This window comes from Serratia sp. Nf2 (assembly GCF_003028435.1).
In the GTDB taxonomy this organism is placed as follows: domain Bacteria; phylum Pseudomonadota; class Gammaproteobacteria; order Enterobacterales; family Enterobacteriaceae; genus Serratia; species Serratia marcescens_L.
In genome coordinates, this window is sequence record NZ_PYTW01000006.1 from 63647 (window position 1) to 80940 (window position 17294).

18 protein-coding genes are annotated in these 17294 nt (G+C 61.1%); 11 read left to right on the top strand and 7 right to left on the bottom strand.

Annotation, left to right across the window (positions count from 1 at the left end; translation table 11 throughout):
* The first annotated feature begins 107 nt into the window (after positions 1 to 107).
* From C9411_RS14715 to C9411_RS14730, 4 genes are read left to right on the top strand one after another with little or no spacing between them, the layout of a single operon-like run.
* The gene (locus tag C9411_RS14715; protein WP_041033993.1) at positions 108 to 1157 is read left to right on the top strand and encodes an ABC transporter substrate-binding protein; all 1050 of its coding nucleotides are present in this window, start codon (positions 108 to 110) and stop codon (positions 1155 to 1157) included.
* Entirely contained in the window at positions 1154 to 2155 is a 1002-nt protein-coding gene (locus C9411_RS14720) for an iron ABC transporter permease (protein WP_063991226.1), read from the top strand. Before C9411_RS14715 ends, C9411_RS14720 begins: the two co-directional genes overlap by 4 nt.
* A complete protein-coding gene (locus C9411_RS14725; RefSeq protein ID WP_107227353.1) occupies positions 2148 to 2927 on the top strand; it encodes an ABC transporter ATP-binding protein in 780 nt (259 codons plus the stop codon). Before C9411_RS14720 ends, C9411_RS14725 begins: the two co-directional genes overlap by 8 nt.
* Positions 2920 to 3645 (top strand): substrate-binding domain-containing protein, encoded by a 726-nt coding sequence (locus tag C9411_RS14730; protein ID WP_107227354.1) that lies wholly within the window; start codon positions 2920 to 2922, stop codon positions 3643 to 3645. The genes C9411_RS14725 and C9411_RS14730 overlap by 8 nt, the downstream gene beginning before the upstream one ends.
* A 28-nt stretch (positions 3646 to 3673) precedes the next feature.
* Here the strand turns inward: C9411_RS14730 and C9411_RS14735 are convergent, their stop codons facing one another.
* Entirely contained in the window at positions 3674 to 4474 is an 801-nt protein-coding gene (locus C9411_RS14735) for an alpha/beta fold hydrolase (RefSeq protein ID WP_107227355.1), read from the bottom strand.
* Positions 4475 to 4710: 236 nt separating this feature from the next.
* Here C9411_RS14735 and C9411_RS14740 point away from each other — a divergent pair, with 236 nt between their 5' ends.
* From C9411_RS14740 to C9411_RS14760, 5 genes are all read left to right on the top strand, one after another.
* Positions 4711 to 5466, top strand: a complete 756-nt coding sequence (locus tag C9411_RS14740; protein WP_175089884.1) for a CDP-diacylglycerol diphosphatase — start codon at positions 4711 to 4713, stop codon at positions 5464 to 5466.
* Between the two features lie 168 nt (positions 5467 to 5634).
* Positions 5635 to 6159 (top strand): MarR family winged helix-turn-helix transcriptional regulator, encoded by a 525-nt coding sequence (locus C9411_RS14745; protein WP_063991231.1) that lies wholly within the window; start codon positions 5635 to 5637, stop codon positions 6157 to 6159.
* A complete protein-coding gene (locus C9411_RS14750; RefSeq protein ID WP_107227357.1) occupies positions 6156 to 7487 on the top strand; it encodes a cytochrome c in 1332 nt (443 codons plus the stop codon). The genes C9411_RS14745 and C9411_RS14750 overlap by 4 nt, the downstream gene beginning before the upstream one ends.
* 16 nt (positions 7488 to 7503) lie before the next feature.
* Positions 7504 to 7956 (top strand): (2Fe-2S)-binding protein, encoded by a 453-nt coding sequence (locus C9411_RS14755; protein WP_063991232.1) that lies wholly within the window; start codon positions 7504 to 7506, stop codon positions 7954 to 7956.
* Between the two features lie 2 nt (positions 7957 to 7958).
* On the top strand, positions 7959 to 10202 hold the full coding sequence (locus C9411_RS14760) for a molybdopterin cofactor-binding domain-containing protein (RefSeq protein ID WP_063991233.1): 2244 nt from the start codon (positions 7959 to 7961) through the stop codon (positions 10200 to 10202).
* 25 nt (positions 10203 to 10227) lie between these two features.
* On the opposite strand, the gene C9411_RS14765 is transcribed toward C9411_RS14760, so the two are convergent.
* The 6 genes from C9411_RS14765 to lsrK all read right to left on the bottom strand — a co-directional run bounded on the left by C9411_RS14765 (position 10228) and on the right by lsrK (position 15779).
* Complete coding sequence (locus tag C9411_RS14765) at positions 10228 to 10530, bottom strand: hypothetical protein (RefSeq protein WP_033642294.1); 303 nt, start codon at positions 10528 to 10530, stop codon at positions 10228 to 10230.
* Complete coding sequence (locus tag C9411_RS14770) at positions 10527 to 11162, bottom strand: AAA family ATPase (RefSeq protein ID WP_033637564.1); 636 nt, start codon at positions 11160 to 11162, stop codon at positions 10527 to 10529. The genes C9411_RS14765 and C9411_RS14770 overlap by 4 nt, the downstream gene beginning before the upstream one ends.
* Before the next feature lie 271 nt (positions 11163 to 11433).
* Positions 11434 to 11775 (bottom strand): HNH nuclease YajD, encoded by a 342-nt coding sequence (gene yajD, locus C9411_RS14775; RefSeq protein ID WP_016928619.1) that lies wholly within the window; start codon positions 11773 to 11775, stop codon positions 11434 to 11436.
* 79 nt (positions 11776 to 11854) lie between these two features.
* Positions 11855 to 12748, bottom strand: a complete 894-nt coding sequence (locus C9411_RS14780) for a LysR family transcriptional regulator (protein WP_107227358.1) — start codon at positions 12746 to 12748, stop codon at positions 11855 to 11857.
* Positions 12749 to 12807: 59 nt separating this feature from the next.
* The gene (locus C9411_RS14785) at positions 12808 to 13992 is read right to left on the bottom strand and encodes an MFS transporter (protein WP_063991236.1); all 1185 of its coding nucleotides are present in this window, start codon (positions 13990 to 13992) and stop codon (positions 12808 to 12810) included.
* Positions 13993 to 14213: 221 nt separating this feature from the next.
* Positions 14214 to 15779, bottom strand: a complete 1566-nt coding sequence (lsrK, locus tag C9411_RS14790) for an autoinducer-2 kinase (protein WP_165384397.1) — start codon at positions 15777 to 15779, stop codon at positions 14214 to 14216.
* Positions 15780 to 15971: 192 nt separating this feature from the next.
* Between lsrK and lsrG the strand changes: the two genes are divergently transcribed.
* The gene (gene lsrG / locus C9411_RS14795; protein WP_043146917.1) at positions 15972 to 16265 is read left to right on the top strand and encodes a (4S)-4-hydroxy-5-phosphonooxypentane-2,3-dione isomerase; all 294 of its coding nucleotides are present in this window, start codon (positions 15972 to 15974) and stop codon (positions 16263 to 16265) included.
* 87 nt (positions 16266 to 16352) lie between these two features.
* A complete protein-coding gene (locus C9411_RS14800) occupies positions 16353 to 17258 on the top strand; it encodes an EamA family transporter (RefSeq protein WP_107227359.1) in 906 nt (301 codons plus the stop codon).
* Positions 17259 to 17294: the final 36 nt, after the last annotated feature.

Consider the following 17294-nt stretch of genomic DNA (forward strand, 5'->3'; position numbering starts at 1 on the left):
CTCGTTTTACCTCCCGAGTACCCGCATCCGGTTTGATCCCGCTGATTGTTTCGCCATGCTCATCGCTATATCATTTGCTATACAACGATAATCAACCGGTCACTGCCATGTTTAACTTTCTCCCGCGCCTGCTGTTGGCGCTTGTTTTGTTTTCCACCGCCGCCCAGGCGGATCGCCAGGTCACCGATCAGCTCAATCGCCAGGTCACGCTGCCCGATCGCATCACTCGCGCGGTGGTGCTGCAACACCAGACGTTGAACCTGTTGGTGCAGCTTGATGCGATGCCTCAGGTGGTCGGTGTGCTCAGCAGTTGGAAAAAGCAGCTGGGGCCAAACTACCTGCGGCTGGCGCCGACGTTGGCAACCCTGCCGATGCCGGGCGATCTGACGTCGGTGAATATCGAGAGCCTGCTCGGCCTGCATCCGCAGGTGGTGTTCGTGGCCAACTATGCGCCGCCGGAGATGATTGCGCAGATCGAACGAGTGGGCATTCCGGTGGTGGCTATCTCGCTGCGCCGCGAGGCGGCCGATCAGGCGGGTAAAATGAATCCGCAGCTGAGCGATGAAGATCGGGCCTATACGCTGGGGCTGCAGGATGGCATTCGCCTGATCGGCGAAGTGATGTCGCGTCAGCCTCAGGCCGAAGCCCTGATTAAGGACGTTATTCAGCAGCGCGCGTTGGTCGCCGAACGGCTGCGCGATCTGCCGGAAAATCAGCGGGTGCGGGTGTATATGGCCAACCCCGATCTCACCACTTACGGCGCCGGCAAGTATACCGGGTTGATGATGCGGCACGCCGGGGCGCTCAACGTGGCGGCGAAGGACATTCAGGGGTTTAAACAGGTTTCTATCGAGGATGTCCTGAAGTGGGATCCGGCGGTGATTTTCGTGCAGGAGCGCTACCCGGACGTGGTGAAACAGATCCTGACGTCACCGCAGTGGCAGCCGATCGATGCGGTGAAGAATAAGCGGGTCTACCTGATGCCGGAGTACGCCAAGGCCTGGGGGTATCCAATGCCGGAGGCGATGGCGTTGGGTGAGTTGTGGATGGCGAAAAAACTTTACCCGCAGCGTTTTGCCGATATCAATCTGCAGCAGCGGGTCGACGCTTACTATCAACGTTATTACCGCGCCACCTGCTGCCAGAGCGGGCAATGAGGCTGGGCTGGCTGGCGTTGTTGACGCTGTGCTGTGCACTGTTTTCACTCGGCGTTGGCCGCTTTCAGGTGCCGATGACGCACAGCCTGATGATTTTGCTGGAGCCGTTCACCGGGCAGCATTATGCCGGCATCGATGCTATCCAACGCCAGGTGATCCTGGGCGTGCGCGTGCCGCGAGTGCTGTTGGCGATGGGCGCCGGCGCAGCGCTGGCCCTGTGCGGCGCGGCTTTGCAAGGCGTCTTTCGCAACCCGCTGGTCGATCCGCATATCATCGGTGTGTCGTCCGGCGCGGCCTTTGGCGGCACGCTGGCTATCCTGCTCAGCCTGCCGTTGGCGGCGCTGCTGCTGTCGGCATTTGTTTTCGGCATGGCGGCGCTGCTGCTGATTTTCACTCTCACCAGCGCCATTGCGCGGCGCAATATCCTCTCTTTGGTACTGGCGGGGGTGATCCTCAGCGGCTTCTTCTCCGCCTGCGTCAGCCTGATGCAATATCTGGCGGATACCGAAGAGAAACTGCCGAGCATCGTGTTTTGGCTGCTTGGCAGCTTTGCCACCGCCGATCGGCAAAAGCTGCTGATGCTGTTTGTGCCTTTGCTGTTGGCCGGCGGCTTGCTGTTGGCGCTGCGCTGGCGCATCAATCTGCTGTCGTTGGGCGATGAGGATGCCGGTGCATTGGGCATCAACGTGGAGCGCACCCGCTGGTTGATTTTGACGCTGTGCGCCGCCATCGTGGCCGCCCAGGTGGCGGTCAGCGGCAGCATCGGCTGGGTCGGCTTGGTGATCCCGCACGTGGCGAGGCGGCTGGTGGGGCCGGATCATCGGCGTCTGCTGCCGGCTTCGCTTTGCCTGGGGGCCTTGTACATGCTGGTGATCGACGATTTGGCGCGCACGCTGAGCAGCAGCGAAATCCCGCTGGGCATTCTGACCGCGCTGATTGGCGCGCCGCTGTTCGCGCTGCTGCTGCGCCGCGCGCAAGTGAGAGGCTGGCATGACTGACACCTTATTGGCCGCCAGGGGCGTGAGTTTCGCCTGGCCGGGCGGGGCTTCGCTGTTCCAACATCTGGACATTCAGCTGCGGCGCGGCGAAGTGCTGGCGATATTGGGCCCGAATGGGCGTGGCAAGAGCACGCTGCTGCAGCTGTTGTTAGGCAGCCTGACGCCGCAATCCGGCGAGATTGAGCGCCGCGGTGAGATGGGCTTTGTCCCGCAGTACTTTGCGCCGCCGTTCGCCTATCGGGTGCTGGATATCGTATTGATGGGGCGGGCGCGCCATGTCGGCCTGTTCCGTTCACCGTCAGCCGAGGACCATCGGCTGGCGAGAGAAGCGTTGCAGTCGTTGGATTTGCAGCACCTGGCAGAGCGTGAGTTTGGCAGCCTATCCGGCGGCCAACGTCAATTAGTGATGATCGCCCGCGCGTTGGCGATGCGCTGCGAGGTGTTGATTCTGGATGAACCGACTTCGGCGCTGGATCTGCATTACCAGGATCGGGTGTTGAGCCTGATGGCCCGCCTGGCGCGGGAACAGCGGTTGGCGGTGGTGTTCTCCACGCATCAGCCCAACCATGCTCACGCGGTGGCCGATCGGGCTTTGCTGTTGGGCAAGGAAGGGCGCAGCCGGCTCGGGGCCTGCCGCGAGGTGTTAACGGCGCAATCCTTGTCACCCCTGTTCGAACTGGCGATCGAACGGGTGCCGCTGACGGTGGCGGGCCGCCGCTACGCGACGCTGGTGCCGCTGTATCGCAGCCAATTGGAGCGACATGATGAGTGATCTCCTGCTGTTTGCCGCCGGCAGCCTGCGGCTGGCGTTTGCGCCGCTGCTGTCGGCATTTCAGCGGCACGCCGGGCAAAAAGTCACGGCGGAATTCGGCCCGGCGGGGTTGTTGCGCCAACGGATAGAGAATGGTGAGCGGCCACAGCTGTTCGCTTCGGCCAACGTGGCGCACCCGCAAAGGTTGGCGGATCTTGGGATGGCGGGGGCGGTGCAGATTTTTGCGCGCAATCGGCTCTGCGTGACGGTTCGTAACGTGCCGGCATTAACCGAACGTCCGCTGCCGCAGGTGCTGTTCGATCCGCACTGGCGCCTTGCTACCTCGACACCGGGAGCGGATCCTTCCGGCGATTATGCGCTGCAGCTTTTCGAACGCTGTGAGCAATACTGGCCGGGGCAAGGGGAAGCATTGCGCCGCCGGGCGCTGCCGTTGGTTGGCGGCATGGATTCCGCCCCGGTGCCGGCGGGCCGATTGGCGGCGGAATATCTGATCGCCGGCGGGCAGGCGGATATTTTTCTCGGCTACGCCAGCTATGCTCCGGCTTTAGCCGCCTACCCGACGTTGGCGGTGCGGCCGTTGGCGCCGCCGCTGGACATCGAGGCAGATTACGGTTTATGCCTGTTGGATGGCGGCGCGCAGCGGTTGGCCGCATTTATCTTGAGCGAAACGGGGCAGGCAATCCTGAGCCGACACGGGTTTATGCGGCGCGCGGAATGACTCGCCGGGCCAGGCGGCCCGGGGAATCTTACCAGAACAGCGGGGTGGTGTTTTCAGCCAGAAACGCCAGCAGGATTTCGTTGACCGCCGTCGGGTTTTCCTTGTTGCTGATATGCCCGGCGTTGGGGATCAGCACGTGCCGACAGCCGAGAAGATCGGCCATGCGCTGGCCTTCCGCCGGCGGGCGCGGTTTATCCTGCGCGCCGGTGATGACGATGCTGGCGGCGGTAATGTTTTTCAGCAGCGGCAGCTTGTCGGGGCGACCGAAGATCATCCGGCCCAGTGGGACGATGCTCTCGCGCAGGCGAGCGGCGGGCAGGCTCTGCAGATGGGCCAACAATGGTTGCGACAGCGCATCGGGTACTTCGTCGGAATAAAACTGCGCGGCGATATACTCCAGCAACGGCAAGGTGATGGCACCGGCCTGTTCAACGGCCGCCAGCATGCCCATATAACGCTGCCGCGCCTCCGGCGTTTCGTCGCCCAGATAGCTGTCCATCAGCGCCAGCACCTTGACCCGCTCCGGCGCCAGTGCTGCCAGTTCGGCGCCCCACATGCCGCCGACGGACAGGCCGACGATGCCGAACTCTTCAATATCCAAATGATCCATCAGCGCCAAATGATCGGCGGCGATATCCGACAGGCTGTTTCGCCCGGCCGGCAGCGCCGGTGAGTCGCCGTGGCCCCAGAGATCCGGCACGATCAGGCGGTAGCGTTTCGCCAGCGCTTCGAACTGCGGTGCCCACATGTTCAGCTCGAACAGATAACTGTGGCCCAGCAGCAACGGAAAGCCTGAGCCCACGTCGAGATAATGCAGGGATTTGCCCATCGTTGGCATCTTATCGGTTCCTTATATAAAGAGAGTCCGGCTGCTTATATCACACTCATATTCAACCTGCGGTATTAATTTACCTTAAATTACTTAGGTAAACCCTTATTTTTAATTTCTCTTGATAACAAGACGTCAATGAAAGGTAACGCTAAGGATAATATTCTGGTGACGATAAGAGCCTTGGTTTATGCTGGCGTTCCTTTCAAGATGGAATAGGTAAACAGGGAGTCGCGATGAAAAGACTTTTCAGACTATTAATTATTTTGCTTGTCATTTTGCTGCTGGCGGCGGTGCTGTGGTGGTTCTTCGGGCGTGGTAATCCGAATGCGCTGTGGCAAATCGTCAGCCAACAGTGCGTGCCTAATCAGCAGCAGAACAACGATCCGGCGCCCTGCTTAAAGGTTGATTTAACCGAGGGTTATGTGCTGTTTAAGGACAGCAAAGGCCCCTATCACGATCTGGTGATGCCAACCGAAAAGGTCAGCGGCATCGAGAGCCCGGCATTGCAGACGGAGCACGCGCCGCCTTATTTCGCCCAGGCCTGGAATAACAGGGAACATATATCCGGCGAGCTGGGTAAACCGTTAAAAGATGCGTGGCTTTCTCTGGCGGTCAATTCGAAATATGGTCGTTCTCAGAATCAGCTGCATATTCACGTCGCCTGCCTGCGTCAGGATGTCTATAACGCACTGGGGCAGCAGGCGGAACAATTAGATCAACAGTGGCGCCCGCTGGCGGTGAAATTGGTCGGTCACCAATATCTGGCCAGAAAATTGGCGGGCACCGATTTAACCCAGGAAGATCCTTTCCATTTACTGCAGAACTATGTGGTCGAGCAGGGCGACAGCATCGGCAATTATGGCCTGGCGTTGGCGGTCAACCCACAGGGCGAGATGCTGCTGTTGGCGAACCGTTTGAAGCTGACCGATCTGAATCTGGGCTCGGCCGGCGAAATTCAGGACTACCAATGCGCGGTGGCGGGCAACTGAGTTTTTCTTATCGCTCCCCGTTACCGGGGAGCGAATCTGTTAAAATGCGCTATACCGATCTGTATTAACTAGATTTTATTTTATTCTGCGACATCTGCTTGATCCCGTCATAACGTCCGATCTATTATTTGTTTGCACAAGCAAATAAATAATCGAGAGCAAACCGGTATGTCACAACCACGCAAACTTCCTGCTGCACTGGGCATCCATCTGGATGTGGCCAATCGCCTGTGGCGCACGGCGATGGACCAGTCGGTGAAAATGACCAATCTGACGCGCCCGCACTGGCTGGCGCTGAGTGCGATTGCCGATTTGGGGGATGGCTGCACCCTGAAAGACGTTTCGCAGCATTTGAACGCCGAAGTCTCGACGATGTCGCGTGCGTTGCTGTTTTTGGAAAAAAATCGGCTGATCGCTCGCGATGCCCTGTCTGAAGATAAGCGCGCTAAAGGCGTGAGAATGACCGTGGCCGGGCAGGAGATGCTGGCGCAGTTGGATCACTCCAGCCAACAGGCGCGGCAAAAGCTGCTCAACGGCATTTCGGCCGGCGATCTGGAGGCTTTTTATCGCGTATTGTTTGGCATCAAACATAACGCGATAGCGATGCTCGAACAGGAAAATCTGTTGCCGGACGAGTTTGCGCTGTTGGCGGAGGAGCGAGCGGGTGCGGTGAAGCCGGAAGGTGAAGCGTGAACGGCGGCTGGCGAAGAGCACGACAGCTGTGCGTTATCGCGTTGGGGATCTTCTCCTGCCCGGTCTTCGCCAGCCAGAATGACCAACAGGTCATCGCACGCGGAAAATACCTGGCGATCGCCGCAGATTGCGCGGCTTGTCACCGCGGCAGCAGCCAACAGGACGCCCCCTACGTCGGCGGTTATGCCATCGCTTCGCCGATGGGCGATATCATCGCCAGCAATATCACGCCCGCCAAAGGAACCGGCATCGGCGACTACAGTGAACCCGAGTTTCGCCGCGCGTTAACGCAGGGCATCCGGCGGGATGGTCAACCCTTGTATCCCGCCATGCCTTATACCGCTTATCGGGGATTGAGCGATGACGATCTGCACGCGCTGTATCGTTATTTTATGACCGGGGTCGCACCGGTCGATCGTGCGGTGCCTGAGACCCAACTGGCGTTCCCTTTTTCCTGGCGTTATGCGATCCACGGCTGGAACTGGCTGTTTCTGAAAAAAAGGCCCGACGATGAAGATGAGCAAAAAGCGCGGGGTCGCTATCTGGTGGATGTTTTGGGGCATTGCTCGGCGTGTCACAGCCCGCGTAACGGGATGATGGCCGAACGCGACGATCGCTATCTGGCGGGAGGAGAGGCCGGCGGTTGGATCGCGCCGAATATCACCTCGGATCCCGTCAGCGGCATCGGCGGCTGGAGCCGGAAAGAGTTGGCGCAGTATCTGCGCACCGGGCGCAATGACAAAGCCCAGGCGGCCGGCGGCATGGCGGAGGCGGTGGAGCATAGCCTGCGTTTCCTGAGTGACGACGATCTCGACGCCATCGCCGACTGGCTTAAACAGACGCCGCCGATCGTCACCGTGCAAGGAACGAAAGCAGCCTATCAATACCAGGGGGGCGGTGAAGGCCGTGCAGCCGGGCAGGCGCTGTATGCCGCTGCCTGCGCCAGCTGCCATCGCCTGGGCGGCGAAGGCGCCTACGACGGCCATTTCCCTTCATTGACTCACAATTCCACCGTTGGCAGCGAGCAGGCCAATAACCTGATCATGGTGATGCTGCATGGCGTGCAGCGCCAGGGAGAGACGCTGCAAACCTGGATGCCGGGATTTGCTGATAGCCTGGATGACCGGCAACTGGCCGAGTTGGGCAATTACGTATTACAGCAATTCGGCAATCCGGCAGTCAGGATAACGCCGGAGCAAGTGGCTCGGCAGCGGGCTGGCGGTGAGAAACCGTGGTTGATTGCGTCATTGCCTTATGTGTTCTGGGGCGGTGTATTGCTGGCATTGATCGTCATCGGGGCGTGGGTGAAACGTCGGATGAAGCATTGATTGGGGAGAGGATGGCATGAAGTTCAATCTGAACGGCCAGGCGGTCGAATTTAACGGCGAGCCGGATACGCCGCTGCTGTGGGTGATCCGGGAACATTTTAAGTTAACCGGCACCAAGTTCGGCTGCGGTATCGGCGCCTGTGGCGCCTGTACGGTACATGTCGACGGCAAGGCAGTGCGTTCATGTTGCTATCCGCTGCAATTGGTACGCGATCGGCAGGTGACTACCATCGAAGGGTTGTCCACCGATCGCAGTCATCCGGTGCAGCAGGCCTGGATTGCGGAGGATGTGCCGCAGTGCGGCTACTGCCAATCGGGCATGATCATGGCAGTCAGCGCGCTGTTGGCGGAGCACCCGAAGCCGGACGACCGGCAGATAGAGGCGGGCCTGACCAATCTGTGCCGCTGCGCCACTTACCACCGTATCCGCGCAGCGGTGCACCGCGCCGCCGACAAGGGAGAACCCTAAGCATGGCGATCACCCGCAGAACCTTGCTAAAAGGCAGCGCGTTGGCGGTGGCCGCCATGCTGCTGCCGATATCGACGCGCAGCCTGGCGGCCGTGGTTTCACAGGACGCGGTGCCGCCCGACGGTCAGTACGAATTGAACGATTGGATCTGGATCGATAGCGGCGGCCGCATCGTTATCGGCGTGTCGCAATGTGAGGTCGGGCAGGGGATTTACACCGGCCTGGCCGAAGTGGTGGCGGCGGAAATGGATGCCGATTGGGCGCAGGTGACGGTGAAGTTCGTCACCGGCCGCGATGCCTACCGTCAGGTTGCCGGGGGCGAGGCTTTCGCGCAATTTGTCGCCGCTTCAACCTCCATGACCAAATTTTATCAGCGCACCCGGCTGGCCGGCGCGCAGGCGAGAGATTTCTTTCTGCGGGCCGGTGCGAGACATCTCGCGCTTTCACCGCAGCAGTGTCGCACGGAGAAGGGCTGGGTGATTGAGGAAGGCGGTCAGCGCAAGGTCGCCTACGGCGATCTGGTGCGCTATGCCGCCGAGTTGCCGTTGGATCCGCAGCCTGGTTTAAAGAGCGAAGCGCAAGAGCAAGAGAGTTTCATCGGCAAGCCGTTGTTGCGGGTCGATACGCCGGAGAAAGTGGACGGCAGCGCGATTTACGGTATCGATATCGACCTGCCGGAGATGCTGATCGGCGTCCCCTGGATGGTGCCCGACCTCAGCGGAAAGCTGGTCGCCGTGCGTAATGAACAGCAGATTCGGGCCATGCCGGGCGTGGTGGATCTGGTGCTGACCCGGCAGTGGTCGATGAACAACATGGTCGGATTGGATCACGATATGTCGCTCAATACGGTGATCGTGGTGGCGGAGAGCTATTGGCAGGCCAAAAAGGCGGCGGATTTGCTGGAGGTCGACTGGCTGCCGGGCGCAGGGCAAGCGCTGAACGATAGCGCGATTGCGGCGGAGAATCTGGCGATGCTGGACGGCGATACCTTGGTGCCGGCGGTTGATCGCGGTGAGGCGTCGGCGTTGATCCATGACGCTGAGCAGGGTTCGCGCCTGCATGAGGCGCGTTACAGCGCGCCTTATGTGGCGCATGCCACCCTGGAGCCTTGCAATGCCACCAGTCATTATGAAGAGGGCCGTATCGAAACCTGGGGCCCTTTCCAGGGGCAGGACATGGTGCGCAACGTTCTGGCGAAAATGTTCGGGCTGAAGCCGGCGGATGTGGTGGTGAATACGACCTACCTGGGGGGCAGCTTTGGGCGCAAATATCTGCCGGATGCCGTGATGCATGCTACCGCCGCCTCCCGGGCGGTAGGAAAACCGGTCAAGGTGATCTATCCGCGCGAGATTGACATGCGGCATGAATATTATCGTCCGGCCTGCATCAGCCATTATCGGGCGCTACTAGATGAAAACGGCTACCCGCTGGCGCTGTGGGCGCGCTATGCGGGGCAGTCTCTCTTTTGGCAAATGCGGCGCGAAACGGTACACGAGGCCGGGGGATGGGATGAAAGTATGGTGGAGTGCGTTTACAGCACGCCGTATCGCATCCCTCATCTGAAGGTGGAGGCCGGCATCGTTGAACAGCCGATTTCCCTGAGCTATCTGCGCGGTGTCGGCAGCGTCGCCAGCCTGTTCTTTTTGGAAAGCTTTATCAGCGAACTCAGCCATAAGGCCAAGCGAGACGAGTATCAGTATCGGCGGCATCTGCTGCAGGACACTCCGGAAGCGTTGCGCGTACTGGACGCCACCGCGGCGGCGGCGGGTTGGCAGCACGAACCGCCGCCGGGCGTTTATCGCGGTATGTCGTGCAATATTTGGCTCGGCCGCAATAACGCTTTCACCACCTACGTCGGTTTGGTGGTTGAAATCGCCATTCAGGAGGGGCGACTGCGGGTGCTCCGCGCGGTATGTGCGATTGACTGCGGCAAGGTGATAAACCCAAATCTGGTGCGCGCCAACGTAGAGGGCGGCATCGGCTTTGCGCTGACCACCTGCCTGCACAGCGAACTGCATTTTGAACGGGGCGGCGTGGTGGAAGGGAATTTCGATCGTTATCCGCTGCTCGCGATCGCCGAAATGCCCAAGGTGGAAGTGGCGGTGCTCGACAGCGCGCGTGCACCGCAGGGATGCGGGGAAGTATCGACTGCGGTGGTCGCTCCGGCAATGGCCAGCGCGCTGCATAAGGCCACCGGCAAAACCTATCGTACTATGCCGTTCCCACGCGAGTTTTCCTCGGTTTAACGGCCCGTCGGCGGCTGCCGCGCGGTCAGAGCTTCTTCAGCAGCGCCAGCAGCTGCGCTTCGCTTTTCTCCGCCAGCCCGTCGATCGCCAGCTTGATGATGTCGGAGCGGGTGATGCGCACGATGCCGTTGCGCGCCGCCTGCACGATCACTTCATCGATCGCTTCAATGTGGTTGTCCGTCAGGCTGACGGAGATCGCCTTATAGGTGCGCTTGCGGCCGGCCGGTTTGGCTTCCGGTGCGGGCGCCGCGACCGGCAGCGTGTGCGAGGTGGCGCTGTTGATGAATTCGTCTTCCGACATGCGGTGGGTGGGTGTGCGCTTCTTCACAGGATCACCTCTTTCACCAGGCATTCAATTTCGCTCTGTGCCTTTTCGTTGTTCGCCTCGTGCACGGTGATGGCTTCGCCCCAGGCGTCGCGGTAAATCTTGCGGTCGCACAGGCGGTGGCTCACCAGGGTGAACTCCGGGTATTCGCTCAGCACCTGCGCCGCTTCGTTGGCTTCATTGATGAAGATATTGGTCGGACACATGTTCAGCACGATGTAGCCTTTGACCTTCTCGTTATACTCCTGCGCGGTGGAGAACATTTCCGACAGATAGCCTATGGTGTCGAGATCCATCTGCGAAGGGCGCAGCGGCGAGAGGAACAGATCGGCGGCCAGCAGCCCGGAGCGCAGTTCGGCGCTGTCGCGGCCGGCGGTGTCGACGATCACGTAGTCGTAATGGCGATCCAGCTCCAGCAGGGTTTCCTTGATTTTGCCCGATGCGGCCACCACAGGAATGTGCGGTAACCCCTCGACGTTCTGACGGTCGTTGTACCAGGTCATGATCGATTTCTGGTCGTCGGCATCGACGATGATCGCCGTCTTGCCTTGCTTAAGAATCAAATACCCGGCGATATTCACCGCTTTCGTCGATTTGCCGACGCCGCCTTTTTGCGAGCCAATCAGGACAATCATGCTGCCATCTCTCAAGTTATTAAGCTGATAACTTATTAAGTTAATGTGCTTATTAGGTTGATAATCAAACAGGTTAACAAGAACAACTCGCGAACAATATGCACCAACTGCGGCGGCTTGCCAAGCCAGTATGTCGTTAACTGCGCAGCTTATTTTGCGCTGGATGGCCCGGATGGGTAAGTAGGAATTCTCTGGGAAGTGGCGGTGCGGAGGCAGGTTTTGTTAATTTAACAGCTTAATAAGTTAGTTACCTATTAAGCTGTCGCCGACATTATTTCTTCATCATCGCCTTCAGATTGGCGAACGGGTTGTGGGTGGCGACGCCGACATCTTTCTGCGCGTCTTCACCGGCCACCACCGTCGAACCGTATTGATCGGCCTCGGTGTATTTCGAGTGTTCATGGTCGTGGCAGTACAGGCACAGCATTTCCCAGTTGCTGCCGTCTTCCGGGTTGTTGCTGTGATCGTGATCGATGTGGTGCACCGTCAGTTCGCGCAGGTTGGAATAAACGAACTCGCGCGAGCAGCGCCCGCACACCCAGGGGAACAGTTTCAGCGCTTTTTCGCGGTAGCCGGTTTCCAGCTTCGCATAGTTTTTGGGGATATAGGCCATGGTGGTCGTCCGTCGTGAATCACTATGCGGCAAATAATACCACATTGCGTGCGGCTACAACGTGCGGCTCATCCTGCCGCTAGCGAAACGTCTCCACCGCCCAGTCGATAAACGCCCGCAGCTTGCCGCTGAGGTGGCGGTTGGACGGGTAAACCACGTACATCTGCTCCGGCGGCGGCTGCCAGTCGTGCAGCAGGCTGACCAGCTCACCGCTGTCGAGATGCGGCTGCGCCATAAAGCGGTAGGTCTGGATGATGCCCAACCCGGCCAGGCTCGCCGCCAGCAGCGCGTTGCCTTCGTTGATGCTGACCGGATAGCGTTGCTGGATGGCGATCTCTTTGCCGCGTTCGACATAGCGTTGCGGGTGAATGCGATCGTTGAGCGGGTGGCGATAGTGCACCATCGGGAAACCCTGCTCCAGATCGCACGGGTGGCGCGGTGTGCCGTGGCGCGCCAGGTAGGCCGGGGTGGCGCAGCTCACCCAGTCCAGATCGAACAGGCGGCGGGCGATCAGGCTGGAGTCGGCCAGCGGGCCGCTGCGGATCACGCAGTCGGTGCTGTCGCTAATGAGATCGATAACGCGGTCGCCGACGCTCAGATCGATCTGGATCTGCGGGTAGCGCGCCAGAAAGTCGGGCAGGGCGGGCAACAGCAGCCGGCGCGCGGTGCCGCCGCCGGTGTCGATGCGCAGCACGCCTTGCGGAGAGCTTTGCGATTCGGTCAGGCAGCCTTCCATCTGCTCCAAATCCGCCAGCCATTTCACCGTATTCTGGTAATAGCATTCGCCCTCGCGGGTAACCGACACGCTGCGGGTGGTGCGCTGAAACAGCTTGGTTTGCAGGTGATCCTCCAGATTCTGGATCAGCTTGGTCACCGTGGCTTTCGGCATGCCCAGCGAATCGGCGGCGCGGGTAAAGCCGCCGGTTTCCACCACGCGGTTAAATACCCGGATAGCGAGCAAATGATGGTCCATAGGTTCTCAACGTCATGCCCCGGCGACGGCCGGGGCATGTTTCTGCGGATAAATAAGGATTAACACTGTTTAGCGCCAATCGCGCCGGATCGCAAGCTGAGGCCGAACACCAGCGTGGCGGAGAGGATCAGCGCGCCGCCGAACAGCATGGTGCTGCTGACGCCTTGCCAGTCCACCACCTCGCCGCCCAGCAGTGCGCCGGAGGCCAGCGCGATCTGAATGACGCACACCAGCAGCGCCTGGCCGGCTTCCGGCGCCTGCGGCACGGCGGCGAACATCCAGTTGGTGGCGCATACCGGCACCGCGCCAAAGGCCAGACCCCAGACCAACACCATCAGCGTGGCGCCGCCGAGGCCGCTGAGCAGCGGCGAAACAATCAGAATGCCCGCCAGCATGGCGGCGATCAGGATGAAGGTAGCGCGCAGGCTGTACTCCCCCAGACGCTCGCCGAGGAAGGTGCCCAGCAGGCCGATGGCGCCATAGGCCAACAGCTGCAGTGAGATCGCTGACGGGCTGAGGACGAACACCTGTTGCAGCAGGGGCCGCAGATAGGTGTAGGCGGCAAAGTGGCCGATGAACAACAGCACGATGGCGATCAGGCCGATGCGCGCCATCGGCAGGCGCAGCGGCAGCACCAGATCGCGCGGCGTGACCGGCCGGGAAGGCGGCACCGAGGTCAGCAAACGCAGCTGCGCGAGCAGCACGCCAACCGCCAATGCCGCACCGCCGAAGAAGGCGGCGCGCCAGCCGAACAGATCGCCGATCAGCGCCCCGGCCGGCACGCCACACACCGCGCCGACCGAGATGCCGCTGAGGATCAGCGCGGTGGCGCGGCCCTGGCTGGCTTCCGGCACCAGATGGCGGCCGTAGTTGGCGGCGAACGACCAGAAGCCGCCGACGCAGATGCCCAGCAGCACGCGGCCCAACAGCATCATCGGGAAGTTGACCGCCAGCGCCGCCACCAGGTTGGAGACGATCAGCAGCAGCGACAGCCCCAGCATCAGTAAACGCCGATCCAGGCGGCCGGAAATCAGGCTCAATGCGGGGGCGGCCACCGCCGCCACGATGCCGGGCATGGTGACCATCAGCCCGGCAGTGCCGGTGCTGACGCCGAGCGAAGGGGCGATGTTGGTCAGCAGGCCGATCGGCAGAAACTCGGTGGTGACCATGACAAAACAGGCGACCGTCAGCGAGAAGATCGCCGGCCACGGGGATGATGCAGGTTTATCTTTATTATTCAGCATAATGCCGCTCGTCTTGGGTGAATGCGCAGGCCGCGCTCGGGGCGCGGTGTGACCGAAGTCACAATCTACGGCAGGCCGAAGCCGCGGATAAATCCGTTTGCGGTGGTTACACTGTTTCTGAGGGGAAACAATCGCCGGCGGCGAGTGGAAACGCGGCTTGCGCCGCGCTGAGGGGAAAGGAATAAAACGGCATAAGGTTATGACCGAATGCCGCGTAGCGTTTACAGCCCCGGCGCTTTCCACAGCGAAGTGGTCAGGCCGCTATCCACCAGCGTCAGCTGATCGGCGTAAACCTGCCGCCAGGTTTCTTTCTGTTCCTGATACAGCGCGTGGTGGGCCATGTCCGGCTGATACTCGCGTTCCCAGCGCACCAGGCGCTCACCGGTTTCGGCCAGCGACTCGTACAGCCCGGCGCCGACGCCGGCGGCGATCGCGCAGCCCAGCGCGGTGGCCTCTTTGACCACCGGCACCCGCACCGTCAAACCGGTGACGTCGCTGAGGATCTGGCTCCACAGCTTGCCCTTGGCCCCGCCGCCGGCGAACACCAGCGAGCGCGCCTGCACGCCGGAGAAGGCAGCGATTTGCTCCAGGTTGCAGGCGGAGACGATGGCGGCGTTCTCCTCCAGCGCGCGGAACAGCGTCTGTTTGTTGCAACGTTCCGGATCGATCGACATGTTGATGAACGATGGCGCCGCGTGGTACCAGGTTTTGAAATGCATGGCGTCGGAAAAGATCGGCATCACGCCGTAGGCACCCGGCGGCACCCTGGCCGCCATCTCTTCCAGCAGGCTGTAGGCATCGACCCCCAGCCGCTCCGCCAGCAATTTTTCCTCCGCGCAGAAAGCGTCGCGGAACCAGCGCATGGTCAGGCCGGTAAAGAAGCTGATGGATTCCGCCTGCGCCATGCCGGGAATGACGTGGGGGTTGATGCGAATGTTCATCTCCGGATCGATGGCCGGCTCCGGCAGGTTGACGATCTGCTGCCAGAAGGTGCCGCCGAGCACCGCCGTCTGCCCGGCGCGCACGATGCCGAGCCCCAGGCTACCGAGCTGCACGTCGCCGCCGCCCATCACCACCGGGGTGCCGCGCAGCAGCCCGCTCTCCTGCGCCGCTTGTTCGGTGACGCGCCCCAGCACGCTGCCGGTCTCTTTCACCGGCGACAGAATATCGGCGCGCAGCCCGGCCATGTCGAGCAGCGCCGGCCGCCAGTCGCGGCTGGTCAGATCCAGCATGCCGGTGGTGCCGGCGTTGGAAGGATCGACCGCCAGCTCACCGCTGAGCATGTTGGCCAGCCAGTCGCTGATCATGGTCAGCGTCGCCGCCTGGCGGTAGATGTCCGGACGATGGTGCGCCAGCCACAGCAGGCGCGGCATGGCGCTCAGCGCCAGCGTCTGGCCGGAGTATTGATACACCTCGCGTTCGAAGCCGTGGTTGTGCAGCTCTTTCAGCTCGCTGACTTCGTGGCTGGCGCGCGCATCGACGTTGGCGCAGGCCCAGATCGGCACGCCGTTGCGGTCGTACAGAACGATGCCTTCACGCATCGAGCAGCAGGCCACCGCGCGTATCGCCTGCGCCGTCAGCCCGGCGCGCTGCAAGGCCTGGCGAATGCACTGGCAGGCCAGCTGCCAGTTGCGGCTGAGGTCAAACTCCATCGAGCCGGGCACGCCCGACACCGCCAGGTGTTGCCACTCCGCCTGGCCGTGCGCGATCTGGTTGCCCGCCACATCGAAGATCACCGCGCGAATGCTGCCCGTTCCTGCGTCCAGCGCCATCAAGTAGTTATCCATAGCCTATGCTCTCAGGGGGAGGAGTGTTAACTATAGATGCCGCCGCCTTACCCCGCCGGGGAAGGAGTGGGCGTCGCCGATGCGATTTGTGAGCCAGGCGGCAAAATTGCCGTTGCGGCGGGCAATCGACGGGAATAAACCTATGGTTGGAAAGAGTCATTTTGCGGTACGCCGTTTAAACAAGGAGTTGCCATGCACGTCACATTGGTTGAGATCAACGTTAAACAGGACAAAATCGACGAATTTATCGATGTTTTCCGCGCCAATCATCGGGGGGCAATCGAAGAGCCGGGCAACCTGCGCTTCGACGTGCTGCAGGATGAACAGATTCCGACGCGGTTTTACATCTACGAAGCTTATCGCGACGAGCAGGCGGTGGCGGCGCACAAGCAGACCCCGCACTACCTGCAGTGCGTGGAGAAGCTGGAAGCGCTGATGACCGGCCCGCGCAAGAAGACCACCTTTATCGGCCTGATGCCGGAATAATCGCCGGCGTTTGCCGGTGTCCATGCGCCCGGTTTGGTTGTAACCTGCAAGCTAAAGCGAATTTTCAATGGGATAAGCGGGGCGAGGATGACATTGCGCGATCGGCTGTTGGCGCTGTTGGTGGTGGTGATCTGGGGCGTGAATTTCGTCGTGATCAAGTTCGGTTTACAGGGCATGCCGCCGTTTCTGCTGGCCGGGATGCGTTTTTTGCTGGTGGCGTTGCCGGCGATCTTTTTTATCCCGCGTCCGACTATCCCGTGGAAATGGCTGCTGCTGTATGGCATGACCATGAGCTTCGCGCAATTCGCGTTTCTGTTCGTCGCCATCAAGGTGGGGATGCCGGCGGGGCTGGCTTCGCTGGTGCTGCAGGCGCAGGTGTTCTTCACCTTGCTGTTGGGTGTCGTGCTGATGGGCGAAAAGCTGCGCGTCAACCATTTCGTCGGCATCGCTATCGCCAGCGGCGGCATGCTGGTGCTGGCGCAGGCCAGCCTGCATAAGCCGGGCAGCGGCGCGGTCCCCCTGGCGGGCATGCTGCTGACGCTGGCGGCGGCGTTTTCCTGGGCGCTGGGCAACCTGACCAACAAGAAGATCCTGGCCGGTTTCCCGCAGCGTAATATTTTATCGCTGGTGGTGTGGAGCGCGCCGATCCCGGTCGTGCCGTTCCTGGCTTGCAGCTGGCTGTTCGACGGCCCTGAGGCGGTGCTAAGCAGCCTGAGTCATGTGCAGGTCGGCACCTGGCTGGCGGTTGCCTATCTGGCGTTCGCCGCCACGCTGTTCGGTTATTCGGTGTGGGGCAGCCTGCTGGGGCGCTATGAAACCTGGCGGGTTGCGCCGCTGACGCTGCTGGTGCCGCTGGTCGGGTTGTTCGCCGCCTGGCTGCTGCTGGACGAAGCGCTGTCGCCGGCGCAATTCGGCGGCGCATTGCTGGTGCTGGCCGGCATGGCGGTCAACACCTTCGGGCTGCCGCGCCGTCGGGCGGCGATCGCGCGTTAAACCGAACAGGGCAATTCTGTTCAATACGTTGTCGGC

Coding starts and splice junctions, on each gene's coding strand:
- C9411_RS14715 (WP_041033993.1), top strand. CDS start 108: ATGTTTAACTTTCTCCCGCGCCTGCTGTTGGCGCTTGTTTTGTTTTCC.
- C9411_RS14720 (WP_063991226.1), top strand. CDS start 1,154: ATGAGGCTGGGCTGGCTGGCGTTGTTGACGCTGTGCTGTGCACTGTTT.
- C9411_RS14725 (WP_107227353.1), top strand. CDS start 2,148: ATGACTGACACCTTATTGGCCGCCAGGGGCGTGAGTTTCGCCTGGCCG.
- C9411_RS14730 (WP_107227354.1), top strand. CDS start 2,920: ATGAGTGATCTCCTGCTGTTTGCCGCCGGCAGCCTGCGGCTGGCGTTT.
- C9411_RS14735 (WP_107227355.1), bottom strand. CDS start 4,474: ATGGGCAAATCCCTGCATTATCTCGACGTGGGCTCAGGCTTTCCGTTG.
- C9411_RS14740 (WP_175089884.1), top strand. CDS start 4,711: ATGAAAAGACTTTTCAGACTATTAATTATTTTGCTTGTCATTTTGCTG.
- C9411_RS14745 (WP_063991231.1), top strand. CDS start 5,635: ATGTCACAACCACGCAAACTTCCTGCTGCACTGGGCATCCATCTGGAT.
- C9411_RS14755 (WP_063991232.1), top strand. CDS start 7,504: ATGAAGTTCAATCTGAACGGCCAGGCGGTCGAATTTAACGGCGAGCCG.
- C9411_RS14760 (WP_063991233.1), top strand. CDS start 7,959: ATGGCGATCACCCGCAGAACCTTGCTAAAAGGCAGCGCGTTGGCGGTG.
- C9411_RS14770 (WP_033637564.1), bottom strand. CDS start 11,162: ATGATTGTCCTGATTGGCTCGCAAAAAGGCGGCGTCGGCAAATCGACG.
- yajD (WP_016928619.1), bottom strand. CDS start 11,775: ATGGCCTATATCCCCAAAAACTATGCGAAGCTGGAAACCGGCTACCGC.
- C9411_RS14780 (WP_107227358.1), bottom strand. CDS start 12,748: ATGGACCATCATTTGCTCGCTATCCGGGTATTTAACCGCGTGGTGGAA.
- C9411_RS14785 (WP_063991236.1), bottom strand. CDS start 13,992: ATGCTGAATAATAAAGATAAACCTGCATCATCCCCGTGGCCGGCGATC.
- lsrK (WP_165384397.1), bottom strand. CDS start 15,779: ATGGATAACTACTTGATGGCGCTGGACGCAGGAACGGGCAGCATTCGC.
- lsrG (WP_043146917.1), top strand. CDS start 15,972: ATGCACGTCACATTGGTTGAGATCAACGTTAAACAGGACAAAATCGAC.
- C9411_RS14800 (WP_107227359.1), top strand. CDS start 16,353: ATGACATTGCGCGATCGGCTGTTGGCGCTGTTGGTGGTGGTGATCTGG.